Here is a 19,768-nt window from a genome sequence, read left to right as displayed (position 1 = left end):
GAATTCCATTTGTTTTGAAACACATGGGGCTGAATTAAAGGGATTGTCCCTTGGCACAGCCCCAATATTTATGATGGGGAAAAAGAAATATATTTGCTATTAGATATTCTAAGTGCCATTTAGTTTTATACAGATTATATAATTGATTCATATACTCTGACATGTTCTTTTATAAACCTTTCTGGATTATATTCCTTTATGTCCAACAATCTATTTTTAAAGCAATTGTTATGTTTTTTATCCATGGTTTCTATTAAAGCATTTTTCAATCCATAAAAATCATTATTATTTATATAAGCTAGACCATGACCAGGAACTTCTTTGAAAGAAGAGGAATGGCTGCAAATAACAGGAGTATTACAAGCAAGGGATTCCAGTGAAGAGATAGGGAATCCTTCGTAATCAGAAATGTTTATTGTACATAAAGCACCATTGTAAAAATATGGCATATCCCTATATTCTACGGAACCTGTAAATATAACCTTGTCATCGATATTCAGATTTTGTGCATATTCTTTAAGCTCTAAATAATAGGGCCTTCTCTTACCACTATAATTACCTACTATGACTAGGTTTATATTACTATAGTATCCTAATATTTCCTTAAAAGCCCTTAATAATAGCATCAAATGTTTTCTAATATGTATACTTCCAGAGAAAAGTAAAAAATCTTGTTCAATCATATATCTGCTTTTCAAAATGGCCTTGCAGCGTGGTTCATTTAAAGGTCTAAACATATGTGAAATACAGGGATATATAACATGGATTTTTTTTTCATCTATATTGAAATAGTTGATTAGTTCATCCTTTATAAATTTAGATACGACAATTATTTTATGGGAGTTTTCTAAAGCCCTTGGTACTACATTTAGAAATTTAGCCGAAAATTTTTTGTCTGCAAATTGAGGGTAGGTGATTGGTAAAAGTGTATCTATAGTTAATACATATTTACAGACTTTATTCTGAGGTATACTAAATCCATTATTAAGGGAATGATATATATTTATTCCGTTAGTGGTAATGTATTTTTCTAATAAGCTATAATCATTTTCCCTTCTATTTAAGTCAATTTGAATCAAGTCGATTTTTTTATTTCTAAAGGGATTAGAAGTAATTGCCTTATTAGAAATCACCCTATACTGTGATTGTGGATATAAAGTAGAAAGTTCATTTAATAATTCAAAGGTGTAGGTATATAGACCAGTGTTTTTAAAATGGCTAAGACCTATACCATCGAAGCATATTTTCATGGAATATCACCTCACAGAATTTCTTCATCTATATCTATTAAGCTATTAGAAGGTTGGGATTCATAATGTTCCTCGGATATAGAAATCTCATCTAGCCTATTATTCACATAAATTTCATGGGATAATATTTTTTTTTCTTTGTTCATGGGTAGGTTCGATAAAGGACTGCTATTATTATAATTCCTGTTATATATAACATCAATAAGGTATATAAAATGACCATATATAGTTTTTCGATCCAATAAGTTAAAATATGCATCGATAATATGGACTTTTATATTTGAAGTGCAATAATTTCCCTTGGGCAATTCTGTAAATGCGTTAAATGGTATATCTAGGTCTAGGATAGATGCATTTTGCGAATCCGTATTTTTAGTAAATAATATCTTAAACTTTTTGATTCCATCTAAAACCATAATTCTTCCAATAGGAGTGGATATAAGCCTTTGGGAAATTACATCGATATCTATTGAGATTTCATATATATTCTTAATTTCCTGTTCAGAATTTGGAATGTTGATGTACTCAATATCTGAGTAGATGATCATATGACCATTATCATTCTTTTCTAAATTTTCTTCCGGTGTTATTCCTTCAATGTTGATAAAATTTCTTATTATACCCAATAAAGCCACCTCCCCACTAATTTATTTATATTATTACTTGGACAACTTTATTAATACTTTTTCTAGTAAGCTATGGAGAGTTTGGGGCAAATCTTTAACTTATACTATGAAAACCCTATATTTGTAATAATAAAACCTTTGAAACATATAATGTAATGATAAAAAAATAATCTTTGACAATATAAAAATAGAGGGGGATGTTAATGGGACATAGATTGATAAGCTTTGATTTTGTTCCCGATAAGAACGAACAAATTGAAGCTGTTATAAAGGTTCCACAGGAACCTAGAAGTGTGATTCATGGTATTGTAAAAAATCATAAGAACCAGGTTGTAAAGGATGCAGTTGTAAAATTATTTAAGGCAAAGGGTTGTGATCCATGTGATTTAGAGCCTATAACTCATGCCTTCACTGATGAATGCGGACAATTTCTATTTGGACCACTACCACCAAAACAAAAGTATGTCATTAAAGTTTGGATAGGTGATGTGAAAATTCGTCAAATTATAATTAGACCTGACAAATGTGAAGGATGTAACGATGAAAAGAATGTACATGATTGCAATTGTGAAAGTGATTTTGAAGAAGATGAGATATAGGGATATCCATAGATTAAGATTTTAAATCTTTGGCCAAATTATAGATATTCATAAAACAAAAATTTGTTTTTAGAGAATCCTAAATTGTTAAAGGGGCTCTCTAAATTTTTATATAAATAATTTACATGTTACAATACTTTCCTGGGATAATCATGGGAATAGGGGCTATGGAGGATTTTATATGACTAGTATTATAAAGAATGCAATACAGTATACGGGGTTATCAAATAAAGAAGATTTTTGTTTAATAAAGGAAAGCTTTAATCATATATTTATACAGGAAGACCTAATAGTACTGTATCCTAAACCCAATATTAAGAAAGTGATTAAAGTCATGACCGATATAAGTATAACCGATGAAAGGGTAATCTCAACAGCTGTAGGGACTTCCCTTGAAGGGCAAGTATTGACAGGTAAAAAAATAATAATTGAAGGAGAACTAGTCGAGCAAATTGAATATGCATGTGACGATATAAAACAATCAATTTATACGGCATGCTTTAAAATCCCTTTCTGCAGCTATATTGTAGTGCCTAATAATGTTACCCAGAATAGTGTTATTGAGATAAGAGCTTATATTGAGGATATATTTATTCAGAAAATTGATGAAAGAAAATTATTTTTGAATGGAATTTTGCTACTAGAAGCGGTGGTAAAGGAATAATTATTTGCAAGGTATTAAAATGAAGTTTGCATGGATAGATTTAGGAGGAAGGGCAATGGAGTATCAATATAATAAAATGCTTGAAATAATGGGGACTTCAATAGAGGATATGTCTAATCTAAAAAATTTTAAACAGATTCAAGTTCAAGGGATATCAAGATTGATAGACAAAAAAACTGATATTGGATTTCTTCTACGGGTTAATGCTATGGTAAAAATAAATGAAAAAAGATTAATAAATTCACCTAAATCCATTTCTTTAGGAGGCCAGAGATTAACTGGGAAAATATTAGTTGTCGATGGAGAGGTTATTCATACTATTGAGTATGTGGACTGTGATACTTGTCAGGCAGTTCATTCAGCTAATCTTGGTCTGCATTTCTCTACTTATATAGTTTTAGATAGTACATTTGAAACGGAATCCAGGGTAGATATAGTGGCTTATAATGAAGACATATTTATAAAACAGATAAATAAACGAAAAATTTATTTTAGTGATATGATTCTATTAAATGTTGTCAATTTAGATTCCATTTAGCTTGATTACTATATAAAAAATGATTTTAACAGTGGGGGATATGGTAATGGGTAAGGCCTCTATCAAAAAAAATGGTATATCAAAATTTAATAAAGAGAAGATAAAATATTTTTCTCAAATCGGCTTCAGGGAAATAATAACCCTATGTGATAATATGCCAGATATTCAACAGATAATTTCAGTTATAGCTGATCCTCAGATACTATCTATGAAGATAATTGAGACTATGGAGGGGAAGTCACAAGAAGGGCAATACATATCGGGATGTAAGCTTATTGCTGAAATTGAATTAAAACAAAAAATTCTTTATTCCACTGACTCCACGACGCAGAGCATCCATGTTATAGAAAACACATTTATACAGAGTGCTTATATAGTAGTACCTAAATCCATAAAGGGAACAGATATAAAATGGCTCTTAAAGGAAAATCGTTATTATTGTAAGCTTTACATAGAGGATATAGTGATAAAGAAAATTAATGAAAGGAATATATTTACAAATGTATTTTCACTTCTACTAGGAACTTTTAGACCAACATTTGAAATTTGCTATTCAAATGTTAATTCCAACCAAAAGAGTGATGTTTTCATCTGCTATGATAATGGTATAAATCCAACAAATTTGACCATAAAGGAAAAGGACAAAAACATATGTCCAAAATGGTCTCCCACAGGAAATGAAATTTCATATTTAGCTAAGGAAGAAGGAAAATTTTCATTATATATTTATAATTTGAATTCCCAGAGAACTAGAAAAATTACTGAGCATAATAGGCATGGGGGTATAACCAGTTATTGCTGGAATAATAAAGGGGATAAAATATATCTTACAGGCAATATTAGAAACACTAAAGACATTTTTTCAATAAATATAAAGAACTTAAGCTCTAAGCAATTGACATTTGGAGACGACCTTGTGAAAAGCTATAATCCAAAATGTTCCTATGATGGGGAAAAAATAGGTTATCTCAAAATCCATTATAATACAAAAAATTTATATATGATGGATAGCTTGGGAGCATATTCTCAACAAATCACAAATTGTGGTCATATAAAGGATTTCAATTGGAGTAAAGAAAATGATATAGTTTACATCCATGATAACCATTTAGGAAAACCATGTATATGTGTTATCAATATAAAAAATCTTGATGAAAAGCATGTGGCAGTCCCAAATAATATCTTTAATTTGAAAAAATTAAAGTTCTCGCCAATGGGTAAATACATAACATATATTGCTAACAATTGTTCAACGGAAGACATATATTTACATCATGTTAATAAGAATAAAACCTTTAATCTGACAAAAAATATTAGCAATATCTCAATTAGTGATTATGATTGGGGGGTGAATGAAGAGACAATATTTTATGGGGCTAATAATTCAGGATATTATAACATATATGGTTTAGATTTAAATACTAATCATACCATGCAAATTACTAGTTTAGATGCTTCCTATATACAAGTGGAATATAGACCAAGAATTATTTGATCCCATCCATAGGGACTTTCATGGAAGAAAATTAATAAAAAGAAAAGAGAATGACTTCAAGAATTTAGTAAGAAAACTATCTGAAGGATTTGTGAAAAATTCGTAGAACTGACAGGACGTCAGTTCTTAGGCCATGAGGCATGGACGCTGAACGGGAGCGTTACAAAGCTTGAAGATAAAGTTTTCTCTAAATTCTTGTCGGGTTGAACGTTTTTTTATTAATTTTCAAAATCCCACATCTATAGATATTCCAGTTAAACAGTTAATTCATACACATCAAAAATCCCTAGAGACATTGGATATTTTGATATGTATAAATTAAGTTTAACTTTAGGAAATCTATATAGATGATTTTTATAGAAAGTAATTATGCAATTTGATTAATTATCTAGAGCTTTATTAAGAAATTGACATGTGTATGAATATTGTTTATAAAAATCTTGATAGCATATGATGCTGTTATTGCATATGCCTTCAAGCAATTTTTGACAGATGTTCCTATCAAGTATCACTCTCCCATATCTTATTAATTGTAAATTAATAATGTCGTCATAACTATGGGATTTATTATTCCAATTCTTTATATATTGTATTAGATTTTCATCTAAAATCATTTCATATCTTAAAAAATATATTAGGCTCCTTAGTATACATAGTGTTGGCAAGGGATTCTTATCTAGTATTATCATTAATTTTTTATCCTTTATTCCCTTTAAAAAAACATTGGAGTACATTAAATTACAGTCCCTCTTATTATATATAATCGAGTTTATATTGAAAAAAACCGTATATGGTATATTTTTAAACTCCGGGTCCAAATTTGAATTTTTAAAACCCCATGTATTCTTAATATTCCATAGATCAACCTGCAGTGATTTGATGTTCAGACTATAACCATGAAATATATTTTTGTATTTTATATATTTTGAGAAACTCCTTTCTATAGCTTTCAAATCTACATCTGTTATTATATCTATATCCTTTGGGGTTTTGTCCATTAAATAATCCCTCAAAGCACCACCAAAATAGTATACATTACCCTTGTTTTCAAGTAATAAAATCAAATTATAAAATTCTTCATAGGAATTATATAAGTAATCGATATTCCTATTTAAAACATGTATTATATCGTTATTAACCATTTTATTCTCCACTTATGGATATTAATTTTAGAAAAGTATCATTTTTTTCCAAATACTTTATTACATCATCTAATTTTGAAATTATTTCATCTGTTTTTTCTGTATGATTTTTGAGCATCTCTATGTTTTTATCGAAGCTTTTGTATAGATTTAAAAGGAGGTCAAGAAAATAACTCAGCCATGTACCTAAATCATGCTTACCTTGATACCATCCCTTATGGGAGCTGATCAATGCTTTTACATAATTGTAACGGGTTTTATAAATATAGCTATCAAAATTTAGATGTTTAGTGTTCTCAAATCCATTTTTGTATAGAAGTAGCCTCAAGAGTAATCGAGCCATTCTTCCATTACCATCAATAAATGGATGAATATGCATAAAGTCAAAAATAAATGCTGCTATCAATATTAATTCCTCCATATTTCCCTTCATAGAATAATCATTGTAGCAGGAACAAAGATTGACAATATATTCTTCAATATGGGTTGGTGGAACGCAATACCATACAATATCCAATTTGTTTTCCCTTTGATGGCCGGCTATGGTATTATCAACTGTTCTCCAGCAACCTTTTTTTTGATTTGGAGCATTAAAGTAATCATTTAGAATTCTGTGGATTTTTAAGATGGTATCAGGACACAGCTCGAGGCTTTTATAATGTTCTCTTATAAATTTTAGACTATTCCTATATCCTAGAATTTCTCCCGAGGTAACAAGCTTGTTATTAAAATAAAATGAAATAATAGGGGCTATATGGTTATTGGGCCATAATCTATCCAATACTTGGGGGCCCCTTCTAAAGCTTTGAATTATCATAAGTTCTTCCATGATCCTATAGGGGCATGGAAAATATTGTTTTATGTATTTATGTTCTAATTCTATGTTTTGAATCTCCATTATTTTATGTAAAGTATTATTATCTATAATTATATTTTCTAAGGTGGATTTTCTGAATGACATCATAATAATATCCTCGTTATTGTTTTTTATATAGCAAAAGGTGTGGGGTGTCAGATGCTTTCTGAAATAAAGCATAATCAAAGCTAAGCTTTAAAGTATCTTGCAGTTTTATTCCCCTTCTGTGGTCATAATAATCTATCCAATCTGGCTTTGAATTTGGGATTATACGAATTTCTCCGCTGTCAACCCCTTGATTATATATGTCCGCATTGTAATCGCCAGTTGATAGATTAATTAATATACAATCCACATTAAATCTTGCGGCTTTATGGATATTATCTAATAAATCATAACAATTAAAGATATCAAAGCGAAGCATTTTATAAGACACTCTGTTACCATTGAAGTAGTTTCTTTTAATATCTAGTTTTTCACTACCCCTTAATCGAATTGGGGTGTCTACAGATGAGTCTATTACTAGGTCAATATCCTTAGGTTTTTTATTGAAAAAGGCAATATCCTTTATGCAACCACCGATAAGATATAAATCACCATATTCCATGCATTCCTTGAATAAGTTTTTTACTGTGGCATCATTTTGGATATCCCTAATATACTCCAAGACCCTGTCACAATGGGTTTTTGAAAAATAGAAATTTCCCATAAGATATATCTTCCTTTAACTTAGATTTAAGATTTTTGAAAGTATTCGATCATGTATAAAGCATGATCGAATACTCATAATTTTAATTTATATAATTAACAGTTATCATCTATTTCGGTGGGAGCATTTACAATGGCAACAATTGCCAGTGTAATATTTTTAAATAATGATCTTGGGCCACATTGTGATACAAATCCATTTTCAATAACAGCTTCTAATTGTACAGCGCTATTTGGATCATAGTTTTCAGGTAATACTATATAAGTACAGAAAGGAACATTAAAATGGGCTGCATGTATGGGTTGATCCGGTAAATCAGCAATATATTCAACCTTTTGTTTTAATATACCCTTTACAAATAGCTTTGTACCAGTAAGAATTTTTCCGTCGGGACCGGTGCCAGAAGGAGTATTAACTAAGCTTGAGCAAAGGCCATCTACCTCTAAGGAAACATTTGTGATGCTTTCAATATTTGGTTTTGCATCTGGGATTGTTAGATTTTCTTCTATTTCAAATTGTTGGAAGGGTACTTCACCATCAAACCCAGGGACTTCCTTAGCTATACCGCTTATTTGAATCATGTCCTTGAAATTACAATCGAAGCTATCTGAATCCATGCCGCATGAGGAACAACAGGGTGCGGGAGTACAGCAGGGTTCAAATTTAGGTATAGTGGTATTAAATTGATTGAGATTTACATTTAATAATATGGTTATATTTTTAAAGATACATCTTCTATTAATCTGTCTTACAAATATATCTAGGACAAATGGAGTTACAGTAACAAAGCCCTGTTCGATGGCATCTATCCAAGTGGTAATTCCCGGTGGAAATAAACCGGCCCTAGTAGTGAATGAATTTGATGGTAAAGCAATAAATGCACTAAAATTCTTTTCAGTGTGTATTGCATGGACACTTTGTTCCGGTTCATCGGCTACATATTGGATTTTTTGCTTTAAAACCCCTTCTATAGCTAGTTTGCTTCCAGAATTAGAAAATGGTTGCTGATCTTGCCTATCAAAGGGGACTACAAAGCCTTCAAAGTTTCCAGGAGTAACAGCATACATATGACTTATCTTTTCTATACATACTTCTACCGATACCGAAAGCAGCTGTTCTATATCAAGCTTTTGGGGTGGAACTTTTACAATTTCCTCAACAGTAATTTGGTTTAGAGCAACTATATCATCTTCATTGGGAAGAGTGTCAGCTATACCGCAGAGTTTAATTAAATCTTTAACTATACATGCCATATTTTTCACCTCCTACTATTCAAGTTAATGTTTGTATTCCAGTTGCATTGATCAAAATTAATTCACATTTAAACATTCTTCTGCAGTCGATCTGTTCAATGCATATATTCTCTATGAATGGGGTTACAGTAATAGTACTTGTTGGATCAAAGTCCGATGGTAAAGCCAGTATTGTACTAAATGGTTTAACAAAATGTGCCGAATGAAGACTTTGAGTTGGATCATCGGCGACATAGGTTATCACTTCACAAATTGCTCCTTCGACAGTCAGAACCCATCCTGTAGTTAAAAAGCCTGGAACAGAGGAGCCAAAAGGACCAGCAGAGTTGCTTACATTCTTAACTGCATTTGTACTAACTATTTTTACATTTGATGAAACCCTTGTGATTTGTTCTATATTAGGCTTTTGCTTTGGTATTATTAAAATTTCTTCATTAACAAATTCTGAAAAATTAGTTACCGTATCTGGAAGATTATTAGCAACACCAACATATTCAATTAAATTATTAGAAGGGCACGCAGACATTTTTTTCCTCCTTCATTACATTATTTAGGTTAGTTCAGAATACTAAAATCCCTATATAGAGAGTTTAAGGCAAATCTTAATTTATATATAGCAAAATATCCGATATTTCTGGGGAGTTTTGATATTTATAAATTAAAGTTTTGACCGCAATCTCTATAGTAGATGCCATGTTTTAAAAAAGGTTGCTTAAGACAGTAGACCTTTTTCAATTTATATTATTCTCTGATTCAAATATTGTTACATAAATGGTTCCAAGGCTTTATATTTGAATTCTATTAAAGAAAAATAGAAATTATTCTTAATTATAGGGATTTAGGTATTGGCATAACCAAGAAATAATCACTTCTGTTTTATCAATACATAAAATAGTATTGATAAGGGACAGAAAAGGAAGGTGGGTGGTGGAATGATTATGGTTGGAGAGCATAATAGATATGAATGCTATGGTAGATATGAGATTACTAAAAGGGACAGCGAATTTATAATTGGTAATGTATCAAAGGATATTGAACTCAGTGAAGATATAGAAGCAAATGAAATAAGGGCTGATATTGAAGTGCAGAGGGGAAAAAATGTAAGACTCTGGGGACTAGTAAAGGATTGCAATAAAGAACCAGTACCCTTTGCTATGGTAAAGCTAGCAAGGGAGATGAAAAAGGATTCAAAAGTGTTTTTAAAAACCATTGCTCAAAGTATATGTGATCATATAGGTTTTTTTCAATTTGATATTTGTGTTACCAATGGAGACATTCCATTAGTTGTAATTATTTTTGTAGATAAAAACAAAGATGGTTCAGAATCCTATGATTATGGAGAAGAATATAATTTGTGTCTAAAGAATTCAGAAAAGATAATATGGCTAAAGCACTAGCTTAAAACAAAAGATATTTTTAGGGTTGTCACTTTTGTAACAAGTTGTCATACTATATTATTGGAAAAGCAGAAGATCAAAGTAAAAGTTTGATTGGCTTTCCAAAAATAAAAAAAGGAGTGTAGTTTTAATGGCAAATTATAGTGAAATAAGGTGCGATATTGAATGTCCTCCAGTTAATGATACATGTGAATCCGTAGTGGGTAATGTTACAAAGGCTATAGAAATAGATAAGAACACCAAGGTATGTGAAATAAGGGCAGATTTAGAAGTGAAAAAAATTAGAACAATTAGATTGTGGGGACAGGTTAGAGACTGTGATGGTGATCCAGTAAAATGTGCATTGGTTAAGCTAGTGAAGCTAAGCAAGGGCGATTGTAAAGGTAAGGAATATGAAGGGGTAGCCCATGGTGTTACAGATTGTATGGGATTTTATCAATTTGATATTTGCGTACCAAAATCAGGGAAACCTAGTAGGTTTAGGGTCATCGTCAGCAAGCAAGCTGTGGGAACTGAAATAAAAATAAAAAAAGCCGCTTGTGACCCATGCAATGGAGACTCCTGTGATTGTGTTAAATGTTAAATCATTATATTAATATTTGTATGCCACCTATTTTATATAGGTGGTTCATCTTGTAGACAAAGTCTACAAGATGTCAGGCTGCCTAAAAATCTGAAGTTTTATGCACGCTAAAACCCAGAGTATGAAGTATATATAGATATATGTAAGGGTTCTAGATTTCAGCAACAACCAAGAAATTCGGATTCTTAGGCAGCTTGGAACACTTATTTTATATGGGTGGTCTTATTTAAAGAAGAAAGTGGAAAAGATAAGGAGGTCTTTATGAAGGATAGTAAAAATGGGGCAATTTGCTGCATTGGTGAAAACAAGCCCGAATATTTTATCAAATTAAGAAATCTATTTTTAAGTATCGATAGACAAAATGGAGAGATTTCTAAATTAGACCGGTTAGCTTTTTTTATGGCCAAACCCAAGGAAGAATATAAAAGGGAGCTTGAGAAATTAGGAGTCAAAATCATCAACAGTACACCTGTACATCCCAAATTTCCACATAATAATAAAGTACGTATGCTAGAAAGGGATTTAGGATATGATTGGTATATATTACTTGATCATGATACCATTGTATGCAGGAATTTTACAAGATTTTTAGATGACGGAGGATTTAAAGCGAGCCTAGTAGGTTTTAAAGGGCCTCCCCTAGAATTCTGGGAAAAAATTTATAGAAAATTCAATTTAGAAATCCCTTCTATACAGTATATATCAAGATATGATAGAAAAAAAATACTGCCCTATTTTAACAGTGGCGTATTAATTGTACCAGGTTATTATCGTAAAGTCCTATATGATACATGGATCTACCATATACATGAATTAATTTCTATTAATGAACAACTAGATAAGTTTGCCTTCTTTATTGATCAAATAGCACTGGCATTGGCATTGCAAAAAACAAAGATGAAAGTTACTATACTACCTATTGAAATGAATTTTTCTATTGTAACACCTATAAATAATAGTTATTTTCATAAAAAGTTAAATCCATATATTATTCATTATCATAATCATATTAATAAAAAAGGTTATTTAAATTTAAAGGTATGTAAACATCCAGGAGCAAAGAAAGGAATAAAGGAATTTAATAAACTACTCCAAGTATATAAGGGTGACGATCCCGAGCCCTTTGCTATATTAAAATTTTAGGATAATGGATATATATAAACTCTTTTTCTTGATTATCTGGGAGGTATTTGATGAAAAATAATATAATCAAAGGACCAATTGTCATTGGTGGTGTTGGTGGAAGTGGTACAAGGATTGTTGCCGAACTAATAAAAGAAATTGGTTTTTATTTAGGCTGTGACTTAAATCATGCAAATGACAACCTGTTATTTACCTTTTTATTTAAAAGACCAAGATGGTATCTATCTAACTGTAATAATTGGGGAGAAATAAAGAAGGGATTGACAGTATTTGAAGGGATAATGACAACAAGATTTGATTCATCCATAAAAGACATGGATTTTATAAATCGGATTATGATAAAAGACTTTTATTCTGATAACAAAAACAAAGCATGGGTAGATAAAAGACTGTCTAATATTCCAAAATATAAAGAGATTGATTTAAACCAATATTTAGGATGGGGATTTAAAGAACCCAACTCCCATATATACCTAGAGAATTTAAGCAAATATTTTAAGGAAATGAAGTATATACATGTAATTAGGCATGGATTAGATATGGCGTTTAGTGAAAATCAATATCAGCTTCATAATTGGGGAAGCTTATTTGGAATAAACATACCAAATGATGGGGCAAGATTGCCGAAGGCTTCATTAAATTATTGGATAAAATCTAATAAAGAAGCAATCAGAAAAGGAAGAGAACTTCTAGGGAATAACTTTATCTTGTTAAAATTTGATGAATTATATTTAGAACCTAAGAAGCAAATAGATAGAATGATTGACTTTTTAGAAGTAAAAAAACCCATTGTTAGAAAAAAATTTCTATATACTTTACCTCAAAAGCCTAGAACGTCAGGAAGATATAGGAAAAATGATTTAAGCATATTTACAGAAAATCAAATTAATGAAGTGATAAATTTAGGTTTTACTGTGGAGGGATTAAATAGATAATGAAAAGAGCAAATATAAAATAATATCTTTATTATTAGGGCTATAAATAATGTACTTTTTGGTGCATTATTTTTTTGCCTATAAGAGAAAATAATAATATTAGCAAATTGCATAATTACTTTCTATAAAAACCATCTACTACATGCAGTTTAAAAATCTTCAAAGCTATACCATCAAATATGCTTATATCTTAAGCAATTAAATATAGGATGATATTCGCATATGCAATTGTGCCAAGTAAGAGTTATGCAATTTCCTCATATCTAAAACATACTTTTAAACTTTAAAAATGATTTCAGAGATGCTTAAAAGAATGGCTTAAGTACTTGCAACCTGGCACGTGGAACTTGTAACTAAAAAGACTGGTCCATAAGAAAAAAGCGTGGTGATAAAATGTTAAAAGTAAGCGATATAATTGGTTTTCCTATAGTATGTACTGAACAAAGAAAGTTTAGAGGAGAGGTTAAGGACGCTATCCTGGATTTGAACTCATTTTGTGTAGTGGGTTTAGTTGTCGATCACGGCAGTTTAATACATCATACTAGAGTTATACCATTTAATAGTATCTATGGAATAAATAAAAATAAAGTAATAGTAAAATTTAAAAAAAATATGCAGCATATGAATAATTTTGATTTTCAAAATAATTTTATCAAAAAAAATGAAATGATCTCAGGAACCGAAGTCGTAGGAGAAGATGAAAATTTGCTAGGTTTTATAAAGGATATAATATTTGAAGAAAAAAGTGGAAATATATTAGGCTTTGTTATTACCAATGGTTTAGTTGATGACATTTTTAATGGGATAGAGATTCTTCCATTTAATAATTCAATTAGATTTGAAAAAAATAAGGTGTTCATATTGAAAGACATAAAAAATAGCATTTTGAGAAACGTAGGAGGCTTGAAAAAATTACTTGAATTAGAACATTAAATTCTCCACAAAATAAATATATAGGGATTTAAATGGAGAATTTAATTTGAACTCTCTATATATGGGCAATATATATAATAAATCTAAAGGAGTGTAAACTAATGAACAACAATAGGTTCATGACTGGTGTCATAGCTGGAAGTGTATTAGGTGTTACAGCAGGAATGTATGCTTTGAATAGATCTACACCAAGACAAAGACGAAAAATGATGAGAAAAGGAATGAAAATGGCTAGAAATGCTTCTAGAGCAATGGAAGCAGTAACAAATATGAATATGTTTAGGTAAAGAGGCTTAAGCTAAAAGCAGCTGGTTGCTATACGGCTGCTTTTAAAAAAATATGATTGTATGGTGATGCCTATGAGTGGAAGACTATGTCATATATCATTGTTTTTGGGATCAGAAACCCTAGATTATACATATATACTTTCAAAATTAATAGTTAATATCTTAGTTTTTTTGTTTTTAATTTTCTTAATATATTATTTGATTAATATTGGAAATAAATATGTTGTCTATAGAAAAAAAATCAAGCTAGATAGAAGGTATAAGTTGATAATATTTTTATCAATTGTTGTTATACTGATAATTTTACTTTTGTACATATTTAGAAGCATAATTATTTCAATATTGATACCTATACTATGGGCAATAGTCATAGCTTATCTTATAAATCCTTTAGTTAATAAAATGTGTGATTTGAGATTATCTAGGTTTTGGAGCGTTGTGATTATATATTTAGGGATTTTTTTATTGCTATTGGTATTTTCTATGACAATTATCCCAAAAATTTCAGTTGAAGTTAAGGAATTTGCAGAATCTTTACCAGAGTATACCAATGAAGCCATTGAATTTTCCAATAATATCTATATACAATATTTAAACAGTGTGAGTAATCTTCCCCCAGAATTTATTGGAGTCCAAGTAGCTTTTGGTGAATACTTAAATCGTATACAGCTATATTTAATAGATTTGTTTAAGGATATAACTGAAAAGGGATTAAATATTTTTTCAAATATTGTGGGAATAGTTTTAGTTCCAATTTATACATTTTATTTTTTGAAGGATACCAGGTATTTTAAAAGAAAGGTTCTATTATCTGTACCAAAAATAATTCGAACTGAAGTAATAAGCATATTTAAGGATATAAGCAAGCTCTTAAATAGTTTTATTAGAGGTCAGTTAGTTGTTGCAGCATTAGTTGGCATATTAAGCGTAATTGCTTTGTTGATTCTAAAGGTTGAGTTTGCACTACTTATAGGAGCTATAGCAGGGATATCTAACGTTATACCCTATTTTGGCCCTATAATGGGAGCTATACCCGGAGTGGCCATAGCCTTGTTAGACAAGCCCATTAAAGCTGTTTGGGTAATAGTAGCATTTTTCATCATACAACAAATAGAAAGTGCTATTATTCAACCTAAGATAGTTGGCGACAGTGTTGGGTTGCATCCTGTTTTTGTTATTATATCCCTACTTATTGGAGGCGAATTGTTTGGAATAGTAGGACTATTATTTGCTGTTCCAATTGCTGCCAGCATAAGGGTAGTGCTAAATCATATAATGAAAATATTAGTTAAGATATAAAGGCTCATTACGCTATTTAGGAAATTGCATAATTATAACTTGGCACAATTACACAATAAATGTGGTATGCCTCTAGGGGATTTAAGACTATATGTAGTAGTAAATTTTTGAGGATTGTAATTATGCAATTTGCTCTATTGACAAATATGTACATATTATATATAATCAACACAAAAAGTTAATTATAGAGAGTTTATTGTCAGCTCTATACTAGCTATGATGGAGAATAGTAGGTTACACCTGATTTACAGAGAAAAAGTACGTAGGGATATTTAAAGTTAGTTTTTATAATCCCTAGGCTGAAAGACTTTTAATCAAGGGTATCTGAAGCAGCTCTGGAGCTTTAGCTTTGAAAAATATACTTTAACCCATAGTATTCATAGAAAATTCAAAAATCTATTACGTCCTTTTGTTTCTAAGGCATTCATCAAATTCTCGACGTACCGTTTTGGTATGCCTTCGAACTCGATAAACACCTTAGAAATCAAAACTATCCTAAATATTTTTAAACTTACTATGAATAATCTGGGTTTAACCTAAAGTATAATTAGAAGCTAACGACTTGCATACGTTACAATGCTATTAAGAGATTACCTTAAAAGACGGCTTTCACTTTTGTCCAAAGGGTAATAACTAGGGTGGTACCGCGGGCATACTCTCGTCCCTATATGTTTATATAGGAATGAGGGTTTTTTTATTTGCACTTTTAACAGCAAGGCTAAGTTTTAGTTTCAGCTTATTGGGTAAGCTATAAAATATCTATATATGGAGTCCCAAGTAAAACTTAGTTTTCAAAATATTATACAAAATAGCATTTAAAAATTAACAAAACTTCAAGGAGGAAAATCTTATGGAAAAGATGGGTTTAAATGAAATACGAAGTAAATTTCTAAAGTTTTTTGAAAGTAAGGGTCATCATGTTAGACCTAGTTATCCTTTAGTTCCAGAAAAGGATAAAAGCTTACTACTTATAAATGCAGGTATGGCTCCATTGAAACCGTTTTTTATGGGTGTAGAAACACCACCTAAAAACAGAATGGCTACTTGTCAAAAATGTATACGAACAGGTGATATCGAGAATGTCGGGAAAACAGCAAGACATGCAACATTTTTTGAAATGCTTGGTAACTTTTCCTTTGGAGATTATTTTAAGAAGGAATCCATTTCATGGGGATGGGAATTTTGCAGTGAATATTTAAAGTTACCTATTGAGAAATTATGGGTAACAATATATCAAGAGGATGATGAAGCCTTTGATATCTGGAGTAAAGAAATTGGCTTCCCTGAGGAAAGAATAGTTAGGCTAGGCAAAGAGGATAACTTCTGGGAAATTGGAACTGGACCATGTGGACCTTGCTCAGAGATATATTATGACAGAGGAGAAAAGTATGGCTGTGGCAGTAAGGACTGTAAGCCGGGCTGTGAGTGTGACAGATATGTAGAGTTTTGGAATCACGTATTTACACAATTTGAGAAGGACGAAGAGGGAAATTATCATAAGCTTCCAAATCCAAATATTGATACTGGAATGGGACTTGAAAGAGTAGCATGTATAATGCAGGGTGTGGATACGATTTTTGAAGTAGATACAATACAGCATATTTTAAATGGTGTACTAGAGATCGCTAATAAGGAATATGGTAAAAGTGAAAAGGATGATACATCTATCAGAATAATAACCGATCATATCAAGGCAGTAACCTTTATGGTGAGTGATGGTATTTTACCAAGCAACGAGGGTAGAGGATATGTTCTTAGGAGACTTTTAAGGAGAGCTGCTAGGCATGGCAAGATTTTAGGAATTGAAGAAAGCTTCTTAGCTGGCCTTACGGATAAGGTTATGGATGTATATGGAGAGTCCTATCCCGAAATAGTAGAAAGAAAGGATTATATAAAGAAAATTCTTTCTGTGGAAGAAGAAAAATTCCAGAAAACAATTGATCAAGGTATAGAAAAATTAAAGGATTATATTCACCAAATGATGTTGTCAGATGAGAAGATCCTATTAGGTGAAGAAGCCTTCAAGCTATATGATACCTACGGTTTCCCATTAGATTTAACTAAAGAAATCCTCGAAGAAGAAAACATAGGCATAGATATAGAAGGCTTTAACAGGGAAATGGAAAAGCAAAGGGAAAGAGCAAGGGCTGCAAGAAAGGATATGGAAGAACTAGGCTGGGAATCTGGACACGAAATAGAAATCGGTGAAAAGGCTAAATCGGATTTCATTGGCTATGATAACTTTAGTATATATACAACAGTATTAGGCTTAATTAAGGATGGAAAAATGGTTGATGAGGTTCGTGAAGGAGATGAAGTAAGCATAATACTTGAATCAACACCCCTTTATCCAGAAGGTGGTGGACAGGTTGGAGATACTGGTGTAATTTATAATGAGGATGCAAAAATTGAGGTTTCTAATTCTAGTAAATTAAAGAGTGGAGCTATAGAACATATAGTTCATAAAGGTATAGTAGTAAAAGGTAGTTTTAAAAATGATGAAGAAGTAAAGGTTATAGTGGATATGGAAAGACGTATGAATACCACTAGAAATCATACAGCTACACATCTACTACACAAAGCATTGAAGGAAGTATTAGGAAGCCATGTGGAGCAGGCAGGTTCCTTAGTTACACCGGAAAAGCTTAGATTTGACTTTACTCACTTTGAAGCCGTTTCAAGGGAAGATTTAATAAAGGTGGAAGAAAGAGTAAATGAACAAATATTTGAAGCCTTAGATGTAGACATAAAAAACACAAGTATCGATGAAGCTAAAAAAATAGGTGCAATGGCATTGTTTGGTGAAAAATACGGAGAAACCGTTAGAGTAGTGAGTGTTGGAGATTTTAGTATTGAATTGTGTGGTGGTACCCATGTCCTTAATTCCAGTGAAATAGGAATGTTTAAAATATTGAGTGAAGCGGGTGTAGCAGCTGGAGTAAGAAGAATTGAAGCTATAACGGGAAAAGAAATCTATAAATATATATCATATTTAGATAATAGACTTAAGGGTATATCTGGCATACTTAAGGCGAATATTAATGATATTGAAGGAAAGATTGAGACTCTTAATAATGATATGAAGAAGCTTCAGAAAGAAAATGAAAGTCTAAAGAATAAATTAGCAAGTGGTTCGATGGATGATATTTTAGAGACTAGTAAAGAAATTAATGGAATAAATGTGGTAGCAAGTAAAATACCTAATCTAGATATGGATAGCTTAAGAAATCTAGGGGATAAATTGAAGGATGAATTAAATTCATGTCTTATTGTATTAGCAAGTGATAAGGATGGAAAAGTAAACCTAGTGGCAATGGCTTCGGAGGATTCTGTTAAAAGGGGAGTACATGCAGGAAAAATAATTAAAGAAGTTGCAAAGATTACCGGTGGAGGCGGAGGTGGAAGACCTAATATGGCCCAAGCTGGTGGAAGGGATGCTTCAAAGATAGATGATGCCCTTTCAAAGGTTGAGGAATTAGTTAAACAGCTTACAATATAATGTTTAGGGGTGTTTCAAAATATGATCCTTTGAGGCACTCCCTTAAAAAATATTAATAGGAAATTGTGGAGGTAGTGTATAATAATAGAATAAACAGCAAATAAATATTTGGAGGGAACTATATGAACGATAAGTTTGATAACTATACTATGATGTATAACGTCGAAAAAGATAAGGATAGTGAAGTAAAAAATATTCTATCAAGTGTGTTCAATTCACTTAAGGAAAAAGGGTATAATCCTGTCAACCAAATAGTAGGATATCTCTTATCTGGAGATCCTACCTATATTACAAGCTATAATAATGCTAGAAATACCATTAGAAAGCTTGAAAGGGATGAATTGTTAGAGGAATTGTTGAAGAGCTATTTAGGAGAAGATATAGAGAGTTCCAATTAAAGTTTTGGCTGGAATCCTATATAGGGATTTTAGTATAGACTTTGACTTATACTGTGAAAACCCTATACCTAAGAGATTCTTCAGCTTTAGGATTATACTTATTTATTAGCTAAAAAGTTTAAGCTATCGATTTTGTTTTTAAAGTATAGTTCTAAATCTTTT

At 31.1% G+C, this 19,768-nt stretch carries 20 protein-coding genes; 13 read left to right on the top strand and 7 right to left on the bottom strand.

Translation table 11 applies throughout. The features are described 5' to 3' along the window. Positions 1-134 precede the first annotated feature (134 nt). Positions 135-1,250 (bottom strand): glycosyltransferase family 4 protein, encoded by a 1,116-nt coding sequence (locus N4A68_13950; GenBank protein ID MCT4565400.1) that lies wholly within the window; start codon positions 1,248-1,250, stop codon positions 135-137. An 11-nt stretch (positions 1,251-1,261) separates the two neighbouring features. Next, entirely contained in the window at positions 1,262-1,876 is a 615-nt protein-coding gene (locus N4A68_13945; GenBank protein MCT4565399.1) for a hypothetical protein, read from the bottom strand. Between the two features lie 203 nt (positions 1,877-2,079). On the opposite strand from N4A68_13945, the gene N4A68_13940 reads away from it, so the two are divergent. The 4 genes from N4A68_13940 (at position 2,080) to N4A68_13925 (ending at position 5,172) form a co-directional block, all read left to right on the top strand. Further along, positions 2,080-2,475: a carboxypeptidase-like regulatory domain-containing protein gene (locus N4A68_13940; protein ID MCT4565398.1), complete on the top strand. Its 396-nt coding sequence runs from the start codon at positions 2,080-2,082 to the stop codon at positions 2,473-2,475. A 181-nt stretch (positions 2,476-2,656) separates the two neighbouring features. After that, positions 2,657-3,139, top strand: a complete 483-nt coding sequence (locus N4A68_13935; GenBank protein MCT4565397.1) for a DUF3794 domain-containing protein — start codon at positions 2,657-2,659, stop codon at positions 3,137-3,139. 55 nt (positions 3,140-3,194) lie between these two features. Beyond that, the gene (locus tag N4A68_13930) at positions 3,195-3,677 is read left to right on the top strand and encodes a hypothetical protein (GenBank protein ID MCT4565396.1); all 483 of its coding nucleotides are present in this window, start codon (positions 3,195-3,197) and stop codon (positions 3,675-3,677) included. A gap of 46 nt (positions 3,678-3,723) precedes the next feature. Continuing rightward, positions 3,724-5,172 carry a hypothetical protein gene (locus tag N4A68_13925; GenBank protein ID MCT4565395.1) on the top strand — a complete coding sequence of 483 codons (1,449 nt, stop codon included), beginning with the start codon at positions 3,724-3,726 and terminating at the stop codon, positions 5,170-5,172. Between the two features lie 380 nt (positions 5,173-5,552). Here the strand turns inward: N4A68_13925 and N4A68_13920 are convergent, their stop codons facing one another. From N4A68_13920 to N4A68_13900, 5 genes are all read right to left on the bottom strand, one after another. Beyond that, complete coding sequence (locus tag N4A68_13920) at positions 5,553-6,314, bottom strand: hypothetical protein (protein MCT4565394.1); 762 nt, start codon at positions 6,312-6,314, stop codon at positions 5,553-5,555. Between the two features lies 1 nt (position 6,315). Then, the gene (locus N4A68_13915; GenBank protein ID MCT4565393.1) at positions 6,316-7,278 is read right to left on the bottom strand and encodes a Fic family protein; all 963 of its coding nucleotides are present in this window, start codon (positions 7,276-7,278) and stop codon (positions 6,316-6,318) included. A gap of 13 nt (positions 7,279-7,291) precedes the next feature. Then, positions 7,292-7,879, bottom strand: a complete 588-nt coding sequence (locus N4A68_13910; GenBank protein MCT4565392.1) for a hypothetical protein — start codon at positions 7,877-7,879, stop codon at positions 7,292-7,294. Between the two features lie 95 nt (positions 7,880-7,974). Continuing rightward, positions 7,975-9,132, bottom strand: a complete 1,158-nt coding sequence (locus N4A68_13905; GenBank protein ID MCT4565391.1) for a DUF3794 domain-containing protein — start codon at positions 9,130-9,132, stop codon at positions 7,975-7,977. Positions 9,133-9,151: 19 nt separating this feature from the next. Next, positions 9,152-9,658, bottom strand: coding sequence for a DUF3794 domain-containing protein (locus N4A68_13900; protein MCT4565390.1), 507 nt, complete (start codon positions 9,656-9,658; stop codon positions 9,152-9,154). A 406-nt stretch (positions 9,659-10,064) separates the two neighbouring features. On the opposite strand from N4A68_13900, the gene N4A68_13895 reads away from it, so the two are divergent. The 9 genes from N4A68_13895 to N4A68_13855 all read left to right on the top strand — a co-directional run bounded on the left by N4A68_13895 (position 10,065) and on the right by N4A68_13855 (position 19,606). After that, complete coding sequence (locus N4A68_13895) at positions 10,065-10,529, top strand: hypothetical protein (protein ID MCT4565389.1); 465 nt, start codon at positions 10,065-10,067, stop codon at positions 10,527-10,529. 130 nt (positions 10,530-10,659) lie between these two features. Further along, positions 10,660-11,112 (top strand): hypothetical protein, encoded by a 453-nt coding sequence (locus N4A68_13890; GenBank protein ID MCT4565388.1) that lies wholly within the window; start codon positions 10,660-10,662, stop codon positions 11,110-11,112. A gap of 261 nt (positions 11,113-11,373) precedes the next feature. Further along, a complete protein-coding gene (locus N4A68_13885) occupies positions 11,374-12,255 on the top strand; it encodes a hypothetical protein (protein MCT4565387.1) in 882 nt (293 codons plus the stop codon). 50 nt (positions 12,256-12,305) lie between these two features. Further along, a complete protein-coding gene (locus tag N4A68_13880) occupies positions 12,306-13,190 on the top strand; it encodes a sulfotransferase (protein MCT4565386.1) in 885 nt (294 codons plus the stop codon). A 393-nt stretch (positions 13,191-13,583) separates the two neighbouring features. Further along, the gene (locus N4A68_13875; GenBank protein ID MCT4565385.1) at positions 13,584-14,123 is read left to right on the top strand and encodes a PRC-barrel domain-containing protein; all 540 of its coding nucleotides are present in this window, start codon (positions 13,584-13,586) and stop codon (positions 14,121-14,123) included. Between the two features lie 101 nt (positions 14,124-14,224). Next, positions 14,225-14,410, top strand: coding sequence for a YtxH domain-containing protein (locus N4A68_13870; protein ID MCT4565384.1), 186 nt, complete (start codon positions 14,225-14,227; stop codon positions 14,408-14,410). Between the two features lie 72 nt (positions 14,411-14,482). Further along, a complete protein-coding gene (locus tag N4A68_13865) occupies positions 14,483-15,709 on the top strand; it encodes an AI-2E family transporter (GenBank protein MCT4565383.1) in 1,227 nt (408 codons plus the stop codon). Positions 15,710-16,559: 850 nt separating this feature from the next. After that, positions 16,560-19,208: an alanine--tRNA ligase gene (gene alaS, locus N4A68_13860; protein MCT4565382.1), complete on the top strand. Its 2,649-nt coding sequence runs from the start codon at positions 16,560-16,562 to the stop codon at positions 19,206-19,208. A gap of 122 nt (positions 19,209-19,330) precedes the next feature. After that, on the top strand, positions 19,331-19,606 hold the full coding sequence (locus N4A68_13855; GenBank protein ID MCT4565381.1) for an IreB family regulatory phosphoprotein: 276 nt from the start codon (positions 19,331-19,333) through the stop codon (positions 19,604-19,606). Positions 19,607-19,768: the final 162 nt, after the last annotated feature.

Source organism: Maledivibacter sp. (assembly GCA_025210375.1).
In the GTDB taxonomy this organism is placed as follows: domain Bacteria; phylum Bacillota; class Clostridia; order Peptostreptococcales; family Caminicellaceae; genus JAOASB01.
The sequence above is the reverse complement of the archived record's forward strand: the minus strand, read 5'-3'. Positions and strand labels throughout refer to the sequence as shown.